This window comes from Streptomonospora halophila (assembly GCF_039542725.1).
Taxonomy (GTDB): domain Bacteria; phylum Actinomycetota; class Actinomycetes; order Streptosporangiales; family Streptosporangiaceae; genus Streptomonospora; species Streptomonospora halophila.
This window is the reverse complement of the sequence record NZ_BAABIK010000011.1, coordinates 60,826-73,753: the sequence shown is the minus strand read 5'-3', so window position 1 is coordinate 73,753 and position 12,928 is coordinate 60,826. Positions and strand designations below refer to the sequence as shown.

13 protein-coding genes are annotated in these 12,928 nt (G+C 72.8%); 8 read left to right on the top strand and 5 right to left on the bottom strand.

What is annotated here, in order from left to right; all coding sequences use genetic code 11:
• Positions 1–87: 87 nt before the first annotated feature.
• The 4 genes from tsf to ABEA15_RS11345 all read left to right on the top strand — a co-directional run bounded on the left by tsf (position 88) and on the right by ABEA15_RS11345 (position 3,508).
• Positions 88–924, top strand: coding sequence for a translation elongation factor Ts (tsf, locus tag ABEA15_RS11360; protein ID WP_344142231.1), 837 nt, complete (start codon positions 88–90; stop codon positions 922–924).
• Between the two features lie 181 nt (positions 925–1,105).
• Positions 1,106–1,834, top strand: a complete 729-nt coding sequence (pyrH, locus tag ABEA15_RS11355) for a UMP kinase (protein ID WP_344142443.1) — start codon at positions 1,106–1,108, stop codon at positions 1,832–1,834.
• A gap of 58 nt (positions 1,835–1,892) precedes the next feature.
• On the top strand, positions 1,893–2,450 hold the full coding sequence (gene frr, locus ABEA15_RS11350) for a ribosome recycling factor (protein ID WP_344142229.1): 558 nt from the start codon (positions 1,893–1,895) through the stop codon (positions 2,448–2,450).
• A 224-nt stretch (positions 2,451–2,674) separates the two neighbouring features.
• Complete coding sequence (locus ABEA15_RS11345; protein WP_344142442.1) at positions 2,675–3,508, top strand: phosphatidate cytidylyltransferase; 834 nt, start codon at positions 2,675–2,677, stop codon at positions 3,506–3,508.
• Between the two features lie 288 nt (positions 3,509–3,796).
• Here the strand turns inward: ABEA15_RS11345 and ABEA15_RS11340 are convergent, their stop codons facing one another.
• Together ABEA15_RS11340 and ABEA15_RS11335 are read right to left on the bottom strand one after the other, a co-directional pair.
• Positions 3,797–5,047, bottom strand: coding sequence for an MFS transporter (locus ABEA15_RS11340; RefSeq protein ID WP_345556609.1), 1,251 nt, complete (start codon positions 5,045–5,047; stop codon positions 3,797–3,799).
• Positions 5,044–5,670 carry a helix-turn-helix domain-containing protein gene (locus ABEA15_RS11335; RefSeq protein WP_345556608.1) on the bottom strand — a complete coding sequence of 209 codons (627 nt, stop codon included), beginning with the start codon at positions 5,668–5,670 and terminating at the stop codon, positions 5,044–5,046. Before ABEA15_RS11335 ends, ABEA15_RS11340 begins: the two co-directional genes overlap by 4 nt.
• Before the next feature lie 187 nt (positions 5,671–5,857).
• On the opposite strand from ABEA15_RS11335, the gene ABEA15_RS11330 reads away from it, so the two are divergent.
• Positions 5,858–6,127, top strand: coding sequence for a hypothetical protein (locus ABEA15_RS11330; RefSeq protein ID WP_344142223.1), 270 nt, complete (start codon positions 5,858–5,860; stop codon positions 6,125–6,127).
• A gap of 39 nt (positions 6,128–6,166) precedes the next feature.
• Here the strand turns inward: ABEA15_RS11330 and ABEA15_RS11325 are convergent, their stop codons facing one another.
• The gene (locus tag ABEA15_RS11325; RefSeq protein WP_344142222.1) at positions 6,167–7,252 is read right to left on the bottom strand and encodes a suppressor of fused domain protein; all 1,086 of its coding nucleotides are present in this window, start codon (positions 7,250–7,252) and stop codon (positions 6,167–6,169) included.
• Positions 7,253–7,500: 248 nt separating this feature from the next.
• Here ABEA15_RS11325 and rlmN point away from each other — a divergent pair, with 248 nt between their 5' ends.
• Together rlmN and ABEA15_RS11315 are read left to right on the top strand one after the other, a co-directional pair.
• Positions 7,501–8,598, top strand: a complete 1,098-nt coding sequence (gene rlmN / locus ABEA15_RS11320; protein ID WP_344142221.1) for a dual-specificity RNA methyltransferase RlmN — start codon at positions 7,501–7,503, stop codon at positions 8,596–8,598.
• Between the two features lie 45 nt (positions 8,599–8,643).
• Positions 8,644–9,120: a VTT domain-containing protein gene (locus ABEA15_RS11315; protein WP_345556607.1), complete on the top strand. Its 477-nt coding sequence runs from the start codon at positions 8,644–8,646 to the stop codon at positions 9,118–9,120.
• A 70-nt stretch (positions 9,121–9,190) separates the two neighbouring features.
• Here ABEA15_RS11315 and ABEA15_RS11310 read toward each other — a convergent pair whose 3' ends face one another.
• Both ABEA15_RS11310 and ABEA15_RS11305 read right to left on the bottom strand, forming a co-directional pair.
• Entirely contained in the window at positions 9,191–9,679 is a 489-nt protein-coding gene (locus ABEA15_RS11310; RefSeq protein ID WP_311547148.1) for an Lrp/AsnC family transcriptional regulator, read from the bottom strand.
• Positions 9,680–9,796: 117 nt separating this feature from the next.
• The gene (locus ABEA15_RS11305; RefSeq protein ID WP_345556606.1) at positions 9,797–11,428 is read right to left on the bottom strand and encodes a PucR family transcriptional regulator; all 1,632 of its coding nucleotides are present in this window, start codon (positions 11,426–11,428) and stop codon (positions 9,797–9,799) included.
• Between the two features lie 156 nt (positions 11,429–11,584).
• Here ABEA15_RS11305 and ABEA15_RS11300 point away from each other — a divergent pair, with 156 nt between their 5' ends.
• Entirely contained in the window at positions 11,585–12,877 is a 1,293-nt protein-coding gene (locus ABEA15_RS11300) for an aspartate aminotransferase family protein (protein ID WP_345556605.1), read from the top strand.
• The last annotated feature ends 51 nt before the right edge of the window (positions 12,878–12,928 follow it).

Below are 12,928 nucleotides of genomic sequence, written 5' to 3'. Positions count from 1 at the left end.
CCCACCGGGCGCGGGGAGCCACGCCGGGCCGCGCGGCCCGGCTCCCGTGAGACCCGTCGACCCACACCGAGGGATTAGAGAAACGCCATGGCGAACTACACCGCCGCCGACGTGAAGAAACTCCGCGACCAGACCGGCGCGGGCATGATGGACTGCAAGAAGGCGCTGGAGGACAGCGACGGCGACTTCGACAAGGCCGTCGAGTTCCTGCGCGTCAAGGGCGCCAAGGCCGTCGGCAAGCGCGCGGAGCGCTCCGCCGACAACGGCCTGGTCGTGCTCAAGCAGGACGACGACGCCTCGGCCGTGCTCGTCGAGCTGGGCTGCGAGACCGACTTCGTCGCCAAGAACGAGCAGTTCCAGGAGCTTGCCTCCGAAATCGCCGGCTTCGCCGCCGCCAACGACGTCGACGACCTCGCCGCGCTGGCCAACAGCGAGTTCTCCGACGGCAAGACCGTGCAGACCGTCGTCGAGGAGCGCAGCGCCGTCATCGGCGAGAAGCTGGAGCTCCGCCGCTTCGCGAAGTTCGAGGGCGCCTTCGTCGCCAGCTACCTGCACAAGTCCGACCCCGACCTGCCGCCGACCATGGGCGTGCTGGTCGAGCTGGACAAGGCGGACGCCGAGGTCGGCAAGGACGTTGCCCAGCAGATCGCCGCGCTCGCGCCGTCCTACGTCAGCAAGGACGACGTCCCCGAGGAGACCGTCGCCAACGAGCGCCGCATCGCCGAGGCGACCGCCCGCGAGGAGGGCAAGCCCGAGCAGGCGCTGCCCAAGATCATTGAGGGCCGGGTGAACGGCTACTTCAAGGACGCCACGCTGCTCGCGCAGCCGTTCGTGAAGGACAACAAGAAGACGGTCCAGCAGATCGTCGACGCCGCCGGCGTCACCGTTCGCCGCTTCGTGCGCTTCAAGGTCGGCCAGTCCTAGTCCGTTTGACATGATGGAGGTGTCGGGGCGTGCCGCGCCCCGGCACCTTCGGTGGATCAGGCGGGGGTCGGCCCGGTGGACGCCCGGCCACCCCGCATTCGCATAACCACTCGGGGGAACCAGAAGGAGGCCGAGCGCCGTGTCGGAGACCGAAGGCCATACCGCCGCGGAGGCCCCAGCGATGCACGACTCGGGGTGGAACCGCGTCGTACTGAAACTGTCCGGCGAGGCGTTCGCCGGCGGTGAGGACCTCGGGATCGAAGCTGTCGTCGTCGAGTACCTGGCCGAGGCGATCGCCTCCGCCGTGGCCGAAGGGATCGAGGTCGCCGTGGTCGTGGGCGGCGGCAACATGTTCCGCGGCGCCGCGATGTCGGAACGGGGGATGGAGCGCGGCCGGGCGGACTACATGGGGATGCTGGGCACGGTGATCAACTGCCTGGCACTGCAGGACTTCCTGGAGCGCCAGGGCGTCGAGACCCGCGTGCAGACCGCCATCCACATGAGCCAGGTCGCGGAGGCCTACATTCCGCGCCGTGCGGTCCGCCACCTGGAGAAGGGCCGCGTCGTCATCTTCGGCGCCGGACTGGGGGCGCCGTTCTTCTCCACCGACACCACGGCCGCCCAGCGCGCCCTGGAGATCGGGGCGCAGGCGGTGCTCAAGGGAACCCAGGTCGACGGGGTCTACGACTCCGACCCGCAGCGCAACCCCAACGCGGTCAAGTTCGACCGGCTGGAGTACAACGAGGTGCTGACCCGCGGCCTGAAGGTCATGGACGCCACCGCGGTCAGCCTGTGCATGGACAACGGCCTGCCCATCGTCGTCTTCGACCTGATGGCCGAGGGCAACATCGTCCGGGCGGTGCGGGGCGAGAAGATCGGCACCATCGTGTGCACGGCCGACCAGAGCTGACGCGGCGCCGACCTCCGACAGCCCGACAGATGGACTGAAGCGACACACGGGAGCCCCAATGATCGAAGAGACCCTCCTCGAGGCCGAGGAGAAGATGGAGAAGGCAGTCGTGGTCGCCAAGGAGGACTTCGCCGCGATCCGCACGGGCCGTCCGGGCCCGGCGACCTTCAACAAGATCACGGCCGAGTACTACGGCGCCCAGACCCCGATCAACCAGCTCGCGTCGTTCTCGGTTCCCGAACCGCGCATGGTGGTCGTGTCCCCGTTCGACAAGACCTCGATGGGCCAGATCGAGAAGGCGATCCGCGACAGCGACCTCGGGGTGAACCCGGCCAACGACGGCAACGTCATCCGCGTGGTGTTCCCGGACCTGTCCGAGGAGCGCCGCAAGGAGTACATCAAGGTGGTGCGCAGCAAGGCCGAGGACGCCCGCGTCTCCATCCGCAACATCCGGCGCCACGCCAAGGACGCGTTCGACAAGGCCGTGAAGGCCGGCGACATCGGCGAGGACGAGGGCCACCGCGCGCAGGAGGAGCTGGAGGAGATCACGCACAAGTACGTCGCGGAGATCGACGAGCTGCTCAAGCACAAGGAAACCGAGCTGCTCGAGGTCTAGAGTCCGTGACGTTCATCGAGCCCGGTTCCGAGCAGGACGACGACCGCGCGCGGCACGATCCGCCGCCCACCGGCCCCGGTGTGCCCGAGGAACCCGAGGACGGGTCGGGGCGCCCTGAGGGGCGGGCGGGCTCCGGCGCGGGCGCCTCGGACGAGGCGTCGGCACCGGACGGCGGCGACGCCGCCCTCGGCGCCGAGGGCGACGACGGCGCCCGGCAGCGCTTCGTGCTGCACAAGCCCGACGGCGAACCCGTGCGCACCGGCCGCAACCTGCCGCTGGCCATCGCCAGCGGCGTTGCGCTGGGTGCGCTCGTGCTGCTGTCCATCTACCCCTTCTCGGCCGGGTTCGTGGCCATCACCGCCGCGGCCACACTCATCTGCCTGCGCGAGCTCAACCGCGGCCTGGACGCCAAGGGCGGTCGGCTCGCGGTCTGGCCGCTGGCGCTCGGCGGCGCCGCCATGCAGGTGTGCGCCTATTTCGGCGGCGCCGAGTGGCTGGTGGGCGCCACGGCGCTGACGGCCATCGCCGCGCTGTCGTGGCGGCTGCGCGACGGAGCCGAGGGCTACGTCCGCGACGCCGGCGCGAACCTGCTCACCCTCCTCTACGTCCCCTTCCTGCTGGGCACCTGGCAGCTGCTGATCGCCACGCCGGGCGACGGCCAGGAGCGGCTGATCGCGTTCATCCTCGTCACCATCAGCAGCGACATCGGCGGGTACTTCGCCGGCATCCTGATGGGCCGGCACAAGATGGCCCCGGTGATCAGCCCGAACAAGACCTGGGAGGGCTTCGGCGGCTCGGTGCTGGCCTGCATGCTGGCAGGCGGACTGACCGTCGCGCTGATGCTGGACGGCCCCGTGTGGGCCGGCGCCGTGCTGGGTGTGGCCGTCGTCCTGGCGGCGACGGTGGGCGACCTGATCGAGTCGCTGCTCAAGCGGGACCTCGGCCTGAAGGACATGGGCCGGTTCATGCCCGGCCACGGCGGCCTGCTGGACCGGGTCGACTCGCTGCTGATCGCCGGACCGGTCGCCTGGGTCGTGCTGACCCTGCTGGTGCCGTAGGCGTGTTCGACGGTCCGCCGGTAGCGGCGGCGCACGCGGGTGCGCCCCGTGCCCGATGCGCGAAGCGCCGTCTTTTCCGGCGGAGGGCTGCGATGGGGACCGTACCGCTCTCGCGATGCCGAGGAGGGAGCCAGGCGGGTGCCCTGCCGACCGGCGAGAACGCGGCGGGAGTGGTGCCGGGGCGCCGCGCAGGAGGACGGCGACCCGGCAGTCAGGCCCTGGTAGGCGGCGGGGGAGGCCCGGGGCGGCCCGGCGTATGCGGGCCGCGCGGCCGGGGTCGCCCTCGGCTCACCGGGTCGTGAGCCTGCGTACTCCCGGCACGCTGAGCGCGGCGAGGCAGGCGAGCACGATCAGGGCCGCGCCGCCCCCCAGCGTCGGCCGGATCCCCACCAGCGCCGCGAGCGGTCCCGCAGCGGTCTCGCCGAGCGGCAGGGCGACGAAGGATCCCAGCGCGTCGTAGGAGTAGACCCGCGCCAGCTTCTCCGGCGGGATGTTCTGCTGCAGCGACACCTCCCAGGCCACGCCGAACTGCTCCAGCGCGACGCCGGTGAGGAACATCGCGGGCAGCAGGAACGGCACCGTGGGCGCGTAGCCCAACGTCAGCAGCGGCAGGGCGTCCAGCGCGACCAGTGACACCCCCAACAGCAGCGCCCGGCGGGGCTGCCAGCGCGCCGCCAGCAGACCGCCGGCCAGGGCGCCGAAGGTCTCCGCGGAGAGGACGACGCCCCACAGCCCGCGTCCGATCGTGGCGTCGGCCACGGCGGGGCCGAGCACCTTCACCCCGCCCGACCAGGCCGCGTTGACCACCATGAACTGCAGCACCACGATCCACACCCACGGCCGCGCGGTGAACTCGGTCCACCCCTCGGCGAGCTCGCGCAGCGGGTTGCCGCCCCCGCCCCTGGGCGGGGCGACCCGCACGAAGCCGAAGGCCGCACCCGCTGCGGCGAATACCGCGGCGTCGGCCGCCAGAGTCCAGCCCGGGCCGACGAGTCCCACCGCGCCGCCGCCGGCCGACATGCCCACGGCCATGCCGAGCATGATGCCCATGCGGGCCACCGCGTTGGCCTGGCGCAGCAGGTGCGCGGGCACGGTCTGCGGGGTCAGTGAGACCGCGGCGGGCAGGCCCACGGCGGCCACCCCGCCGTTGACCAGGCTGAGCGCGGCGAGCAGGGAGACCGACGCCGTGCCGGTCAGCACGGCGGCGGCGATCGCCGCCTGCGAGGCCGCCGCCAGCGCGCAGGCGCCCTGCAGGACGACCGAGCGCGGCAGCCGGTCGGCCAGGACACCGCCGAGCAGCGCGAAGACGACCAGCGCCACCGACCGGGCGCCCAGCACGATCCCCAGGTCGACCGGGGAGCCCGTGAGGTCGAGCACGGCGAAGGCCAGCGCGACGGTGGCCAGCGCGTTGCCGAAGTACATCAGGCCGCGCCCGGCGGCCAGCCCGCGGAAGTCCCGGTAGCGGAGTGGGGCGCGGACGCCCTGCTCGGATCGGGGCGGTCGCTCGGTGCGCGGCGCCGGCGGGTCGCCCGCGCTCACCGTCCCCGCCGCTCGCCGGCGTCGGCGCTTCCGCCGCCGTGTCCGCCGTCGCCGCTGCCACAGCTCTCGCCGCCGTCACGGGCTCCGCTGTCGTCGAGGGTGAACATGGCCAGGGTGGTGCTGGTGGGGACCGTGCCGGGGGTGTGCGGAGGGCGGGCCGCAGCGTGCAGGCGGTCGGCTGCGCCGGAGACGGCCTCGACGATGCGGTGCCATTCCCCGGGGTCGACCCAGACCTCGGCATCGGTGATGTGGCCGCGGTCGTCCGCGCGGCGCCGCGCCGCACGGCGCTGGAGCTCGGCGGCCAGCGCGGCCACGACGGCCCGGTGGTCGACGCCGGTCGCGGCCGGGCCCGCGGCCAGCGCGGACGGCCCGCTCGCGGGGTCGTGCCGGTACCGGCGCGCGCGCCCGCCCGAGACCCGTACCTCCTCGGCGACCTCCAGCAGTCCACCGCCGTGCAGGCGGCGCAGGTGGTAGCTGACGTTGGCCTGGGACTCGCCCAGTTCGCGGGCGGCCTCGGCCGCGCTCATCGCCTGGGCGGTGAGCAGCGACAGCAGCCGCAGGCGGAGCGGGTGCGCGAGCAGCCGCAGGCCGGCGAGGTCGGGGGAGTCGGAGGGCGGGGACATGGCGGTCACACTAGGCGGTTCCCGGTCAACCGTCAAAGAGTTGTTTGGCGGTTGACCGGGCGGCCGGCCGGGCGGGCGGCGACCGCGGGCCGCCGTCCGGCGGAAGCCGGGGGGAGATTGCGCCGAGTGGCCGACTCCGCGGCGCCGGTCCTGGCACGCTGGTGCCAGGACGAAGCGAGGAGAGCCCATGGAATCCTGGCCGCCGCGGGACACGCTCGGCCGGATCCTGATGGATCTGGCCGGGCTGAAGATCATCGACTACCACAGCACCGAGGACACGCCCGAGGGCCGTCTCCACCGCATCACCACCGCGCACGGCTACGAAGTGGCCCTGAGCGACGCCGACGTGGCCCCCTTCGCGCTCGGGGCCGGAGCCGCGGAGTTCAACCAGACGCACACCTACAACGCGGTCTCCGACCTGATCGACGAGGTCGTCGCGCAGCGCTGGACCGCCTGACCCCGCGCCGTCGCCGAGCGGGCCGTCCCGGTCCCCCGGTCACCCCAGGATCCAGCTGCGGCCCTCGGCGGCGAGCTTGTCGATCAGCGTGGCGGAGTCGTGCTCCTTGGCGAAGAGGTGCTCGGGCCGCGTGATCGGGACGATCCACAGCCACGTGACCGGGTCGCCGTGGAAGGTGAGCCCGGAGATGTCGGGGGGCAGCTGACCGGAGGGCCCGCTCAGCGGGGCCGGGTCGGCCACCAGCAGAACAGCCGCGCTGCCGCCGCGCATGGCGGTGTCCTCCGGGTTGTCCAGCCACTTCACGCTGTGCCCGGTGCCGAACCAGGTCACCGCCCGCCAGGGGAAGGCCCCGATCCAGCGGAAGATCCGGGCGGCCACGTGGGCCTGTGTGGTGGTGGCCAGCGCCAGCTCGATGCGGGCGTAGGCGGAGGTGTCGGCCATGTAGCGGTCCAGCGTGGGCATGCGCTGCCCGCACATGCCCACGGTGCTCAGGACCGTGTAGGGCCGGTCGTCGGTCGGCGGGCGCTCGGAGACCCGGATCAGCGGGGCGTGGCCGTCGGAGACGTCCCAGTAGTGCCCGGCGGGTCCGACGGTGCGGGTGAGGTGGTTGAAGACCGTGCGCTGGACGCTGCGCCAGGCGTTGGGGGCGGCCCGCCAGTCCCAGTAGGCCTCGGCGTGCACCACCCGGGGCCACAGCTGCTCGGCCACCGGGTCCAGCGCCCAGGCGTAGGGGCTGCGGCCGATGGCCTCGCGGGCGTAGCCGGGCAGGCCGCTGTCGGCCTCGGCCCAGCCCGGGATGATCGCCAGAAGGCCGTCGTCGTCGAGCAGGGCCACACCGTCGCCCTCCTCGAACCAGACGGCGCGCAGCGCGGACTCGTCGAAGGGGGCGCGGCCCTGGGGGTGCTTGGTCTGCGCGGCGGGCATCAGCGGCGCCTGCCCGCGGTAGAGGCCCTCGGGATCGCTGGTCTCCGGAGCCATCCCGTGGTTGGCCAGCCACACCGGCACGCGGATGGAGCCCCGGGCGTCCAGGAGGTAGGCGGAGGTGGTGCGGGAGTCGTGCTCGACGATGACGCGGCGGCTGCGGTAAGGGCTGAACTGGTCGAGGAGGACGCGCGCTCCGGCCACCTGCCCTCCTTGTCGGCTCTCGTCTGCTTCGGCTGGTCCCACGGCCGAGCGGCCCGCGAGGGGAGCGGACCGGCCGGTGCCGGACGGCGCCGGCGTGAGCGCCGCATATCATGAACCGTAGTGCCCGACCGGGCCGCGCCGGCGGTACCACGGCTTCCGTCGCCGATGGCCGTATAGGCCCCTAAAGTACCGCGCATCGCCGGTCCCGTCTGCGGTTGCCGTCCGACTCCGATCCGCCTTGGATACCGATGCCTGCCGAGCTCACCTTCGCCGCGCCCCGACGGGCCGCGCCGCCCCGCCACCTCGCCGACCTCAGCCCGCAGGAGCGCCGGGACGCCGTGACCGAACTCGGCGAGAAGCCCTTCCGCGCCAAGCAGCTCGCGCAGCACTACTTCGGCCGGCTGGAGTCCGACACCTCCGCCATGACCGATCTCCCTGCGGAGGTGCGCGAGACGCTCGGCGACGCCCTGCTGCCGCCGCTGCTCACTCCGGTGCGCCATGTCACCTGCGACAACGGCATGACCCGCAAGACGCTGTGGCGCGCCTTCGACGGTGTGCTGTTCGAGTCGGTGCTGATGCGCTATGCCGACCGCATCACGCTGTGCGTCTCCTCCCAGGCGGGCTGCGGCATGAACTGCCCCTTCTGCGCCACCGGGCAGAACGGGCTCACCCGCAACCTCTCCACCGGCGAGATCACCGACCAGGTGGTCTCGGTCGCGCGCGACCTCGCGCGCGGCGAGGTCGCCGGCGGTCCGGGGCGCATCAGCAACGTCGTGTTCATGGGCATGGGCGAGCCGTTGGCCAACTACCGGCGGGTGCTGGAGTCCGTGCGCCGGATGACCGATCCGGTGCCGGGCGGGCTGGGCATGTCCCAGCGCGGGGTGACCGTCTCGACCGTGGGCCTGGTGCCGGCGGTCGACAAGCTGATCGCCGAGCAGCTGCAGGTCCGGCTGGCCATCTCGCTGCACGCCCCCGACGACGAGCTGCGCGACGAGCTGGTGCCGGTGAACAACCGCTGGAAGGTGGCCGAGGTCCTCGACGCCGCCTGGCGCTACTCCGGCACCACCGGGCGGCGGGTCTCGATCGAGTACGCCCTCATCCGCGACATCAACGACCAGGCCTGGCGGGCCGACCTGCTGGGCCGCCTTCTCAAGGGCCACCTGGCGCACGTCAACCTGATCCCGCTGAACCCGACTCCGGGCTCGAAGTGGACGGCGTCCCGGCCCGAGGACGAGCGCGAGTTCGTGCGCCGCCTGGAGGCGCACGGGGTCCCGGTCACCATCCGCGACACCCGCGGCCAGGAGATCGACGGCGCCTGCGGCCAGCTCGCCGCCGCGGAGGACTAGCCGCCGGCGCTGTCGCCCCCCCCCCGACAACCGGAAGTTGAGGACGTGACCGAGCCCGCCGCCCAGATCGCGCTGGCCTTCCTGGTCGGGGCGGCGTCCGCGCTGTTCCCGGTGATCAACGTCGAGCTCTACCTCGTGGGCGTGGGCGCGCTGGGCGGCGGCGTGCCGGCGGCCATGGCGGTGGCGGCCGGGGTCGGCCAGACCGCCGGCAAGATCGCCTACTACTACATCGGGCGCGGCGCGCTGAACGTGCCGTGGCTCAAGCGCCGGGCGCGGACCCCGCAGCGGTGGACCGCGCGCGTGGAGCGCTGGCGGGCCAAGGCCGAGGGGCGCCCCTGGTGGACGGTCGGCCTGGTGGCCGTCAGCTCCTTCGCCAGCATCCCGCCGTTCATGGTCGTCGCGGTGCTGGCGGGCACCCTGCGCATGCCGCTGGTGTGGTTCGTCCTGGTGACCTTCGTGACCCGCACCGCGCGGTTCGCGATCCTGGTCTACGCCCCCGGCCTGGCCATGTGGGCGCTCTAGCCAGCGGCAGGCCGCCGACCGGGGTTCGGCGGCGGCCCGGACGGCTCGGCGCCGCGCCGCCGCGTTCCGCTCAGCGAGTGCCCCACGCGTAGGTCTGCTTGTGCAGCCGCAGGTACAAGAACGTCTCCGTGCCGGTGACGGTGGGCACCGAGCGGATGGCGCTGAGCAGCTCCAGCAGCTGCTCGTCGTCGGCCGCAACGACCTCGACCAGGATGTCGAAGGACCCGGCGGTGACGACGACGTAGTCGACGCCTTCCAGCTCGGAGATCTGGTCGGCCACAGCGGTGAGGTCCCCGTTCGAGCGCACCGCGATCATGGCCTGGCGGCTGAAGCCCAGCATCATCGGATCGGTCACGCCCACCACCTGGACGACCCCGGCCTCCAGCAGCCGCTGGACGCGCTGGCGCACGGCCGCCTCCGACAGGCCCACGGCCTTGCCGATCGCGGCGTAGGAGCGCCGTCCGTCCTGCTGCAGCTGCTCGATGATGCGCTTGGCCGTCGCATCGAGGTGGGGGTGCTTGCGAGCGGCGGCCGGCGCAGTATCACCGTTGTCGGTCACAGGGTCCTCCGATTGGCATAAATGACAGTTCTTGCGCCACTAGGATCGTGAATCGGTGGTATTCGAGGATCAGTGCAACTGAATCAGAATACTCCAGGGGGATGCCGGTCAGCGCCTCTAGGACGAGAGTCTGCCCCGTACCGAATCCAACGACAGTAGCGCCACATGGAGGGAGAGGCAGGTCTCGACGGAGTCGAGGTCGGCCTCCAGCACGTGGGAGATGCGCCGCAGCCGTTCGTAGAAGGCCGGGCGCGACAGATGGGCGTTGGCGGCGGCCAGCGCCTTGTTGCGTCCCGAAGCCAGGTACTGGCGCAGCATCTCGGTGAGATCGCTGCCGTGGCGGGCATCGTAGTCCAGCAGCGGCCCGAGTTCGCGCTCGACATAGGTCTGCAGCCGCTCGTCGTCGCGGAACAGGTGCAGCAGGCCGCGCAGGTGCAGGTCGGGCAGGCGGTAGAAGGGGCGGTCGGGGCCGCCGTCGCCGTCGCCGTCCTCCTGGTGCAGCGCCACGTCGCCGACCTGGCGCGCCTCGAGGAACGAGCGGCGCACGTCGCGGACGCCCTGGGCGGTGGAGCCCACCGCGAGCACCGCGCTCGCCCCCACCCGCTCGCGGATGGCCTCGGACAACCGGTGCAGGTGCGACTCCAGTTTCCCGGAGTCGGGCACCGCCAGCAGGACCCCCACCCGCAGGTCGTCGATCGAGCCGACGAGGGCCGTCAGCCGCAGCGCACGGCAGGCGCGCGCCACCCCTTCGGCGGTGTCGGACAGCCGCGCCTGGGCGGCCAGCCCGGTGCCCGCCTCGCGCAGCCGCAGCACCAGCCCCACCAGCCGGCGTCCGGACAGCGGGACACCCACCGCGCGGGCGCGCACGAGCGCCTCCTCGGGGTCGGAGTAGGCGCGGTCGATGATCCCGGCGATGATCGTGCGGTGCGTCTGCCGCTCCAGGCTCTCCTGGTGGCGCTCCAGCAGGCGGCCGAGGGCGAGCGTGGTCGCCGCCCGCTCGATCAGCATGGTCTGCCGCGCCGCGGGTGCGGCGCCGGTGATCAGGATCAGCCGCCCCCAGTCCTGGCCGCGGGCGCCCACCATGGTCACCAGCCACCCGGTGGGAGCGTCGTGCGAGGTGCGCCCGCTGACCCGCACGCCGCGCGAGCGGGTCTCCCACGACGCCAGCAGGCGCCCGGGGTCCTCGCCGTTGAGGTCGCAGACCAGCACCTGGTGGGCGAGGTTCTCCAGCACCACCGGGCAGCCGGAGAGCTCGGCGATCTCCCGGAGCACGCGCGAAGGGTGGGCGCCCTCGACGGACAGTTCCGTGAAGACCTCGTGCAGCCGCTCGGACTCGCGGAGCTCCTCCAACTGCCGGTTGACCACCCGGATGTGCACCGCCTCGGTGATCTCCACGAAGCGCGCCTCGCGCTCCAGCGCGACCACCGGGATACCCGCCTTGCGGGCCGGCTGCAGCAGCTCCTCGGGCAGCTCCGCGTCGTACTTGCGGCCCAGCTCCACGGCGATGCCCGCTACTCCGGCGGAGGCGAGGCCGTCGATGTAGGCCTGCAGCGACTCGGGGTCGTCGGGCATCGCGATCCCGGTGGTCAGCACCAGTTCGCCGCCGCGCAGCAGGTGCGCCAGATCCGTGACCTCGGCGATGTGCACCCAGCGCACGGCCGCGTCCAGGCGGTCGGCGCCCACCACGACCCGCGGGCGCGCGCGACGCACGGCCGGCAGTTCGAGCACGTCGGCGAGGGTGGGCAGCACCCACCCAGTCTAGGCCCGCGTCCGCCTCCGACCCGGGGCGAAAGCCTCGGCCGACCCGCGCGCCCGGCCGCGGTGATGACACGTTGTCAACCAGTCGGGACCGAAACCGACACCCTGCCGCTGGCGGCCGGGCGCGATGGGAGTGAGACTGAGGTCATGTCGGAACTTCTCGCTCGTCACCGCGCCGTCATGCCCTCGTGGCTCGCCCTCTACTACGACGCACCCGTCGAGATCACCGGAGGCAAGGGGGTCCGCCTTACCGACGCCGACGGCAACACCTACCTCGACTTCTTCGCCGGCATCCTGACCAACATGCTCGGTTACGACGTGGCCGAGGTCCGCGAGGCGGTGGAACGCCAGATCGCGACCGGCGTGGTGCACACCTCCACGCTGTACCTGCTGCGCGGCCAGGTCGAGCTCGCCGAGAAGATCGCACGCCTGTCCGGCATCCCCGACGCCAAGGTCTTCTTCACCAACTCCGGCACCGAGGCCAACGAGACGGCCCTGCTGCTGGCCACCTGCGCACGCGGCAGCGACCAGGTGCTGGCCATGCGCAACAGCTACCACGGCCGCTCCTACGGCACCGTCGCGGTCACCGGCAACCGCGGGTGGAAGAACTCCGCGCTGTCCCCGCTCAACGTCCACTACCTGCACGGCACCGACCGCGACGCCGCCGCGTTCCGCGGCATGTCCGACGACCGCTACATCGACGCCTGCGTGGCGGACCTGCGCGACGTGCTGGCCACGGCAACGGCCCGCGACGTCGCCTGCCTGATCGCCGAGCCGGTCCAGGGGGTCGGCGGGTTCACCATGCCGCCGCCCGGCCTGTTCGCCGCCTACAAGGAGGTCCTCGACGAGGAGGGCGTGCTGTTCGTCTCCGACGAGGTGCAGACCGGCTGGGGCCGCACCGGCACCGGGTTCTGGGGGATCAGCGAGCACGGGGTCGCCCCCGACGCCATCACGTTCGCCAAGGGCCTGGGCAACGGTTTCGCGGTCGGAGGTGTCGTGGCGCGCGGCGACCTGATGGACGGCCTGACGGCCAACGGGGTCTCCACCTTCGGTGGCAACCCGGTGGCCATGGCCGCCGCCAACGCCACGCTCGACTACGTCCTCGACCACGACCTGCAGGCCAACGCCGCCCGCCTGGGCCCGATCGTGCTCGACGGCCTGCGGCCGCTGACCGGCCTGGCCGCGGTGGGCGCGGTACGCGGCAAGGGCCTGATGTACGCGGTGGACATGGTCGACCCCGGCACCGGCGCGCCCTCGCCCCAGCTCGCTTCGGCGGTGCTGGAGGCCGCTCGGCGCCGCGGACTGCTGATCGGCAAGGGCGGACTGCGCGGCAACGTGCTGCGCGCGGCACCGCCGCTGACCGTCGGGGAGGCCGACGTCCGCGAGGCCCGCGACATCCTCGTCGACGCCGTCACCGAGGTCGACGCCCAGGCGCGCTGACCCCTCCGCGCATCCCGGCCTCGACCCGCCGGCGCCCCGAAGCGGGCCGGA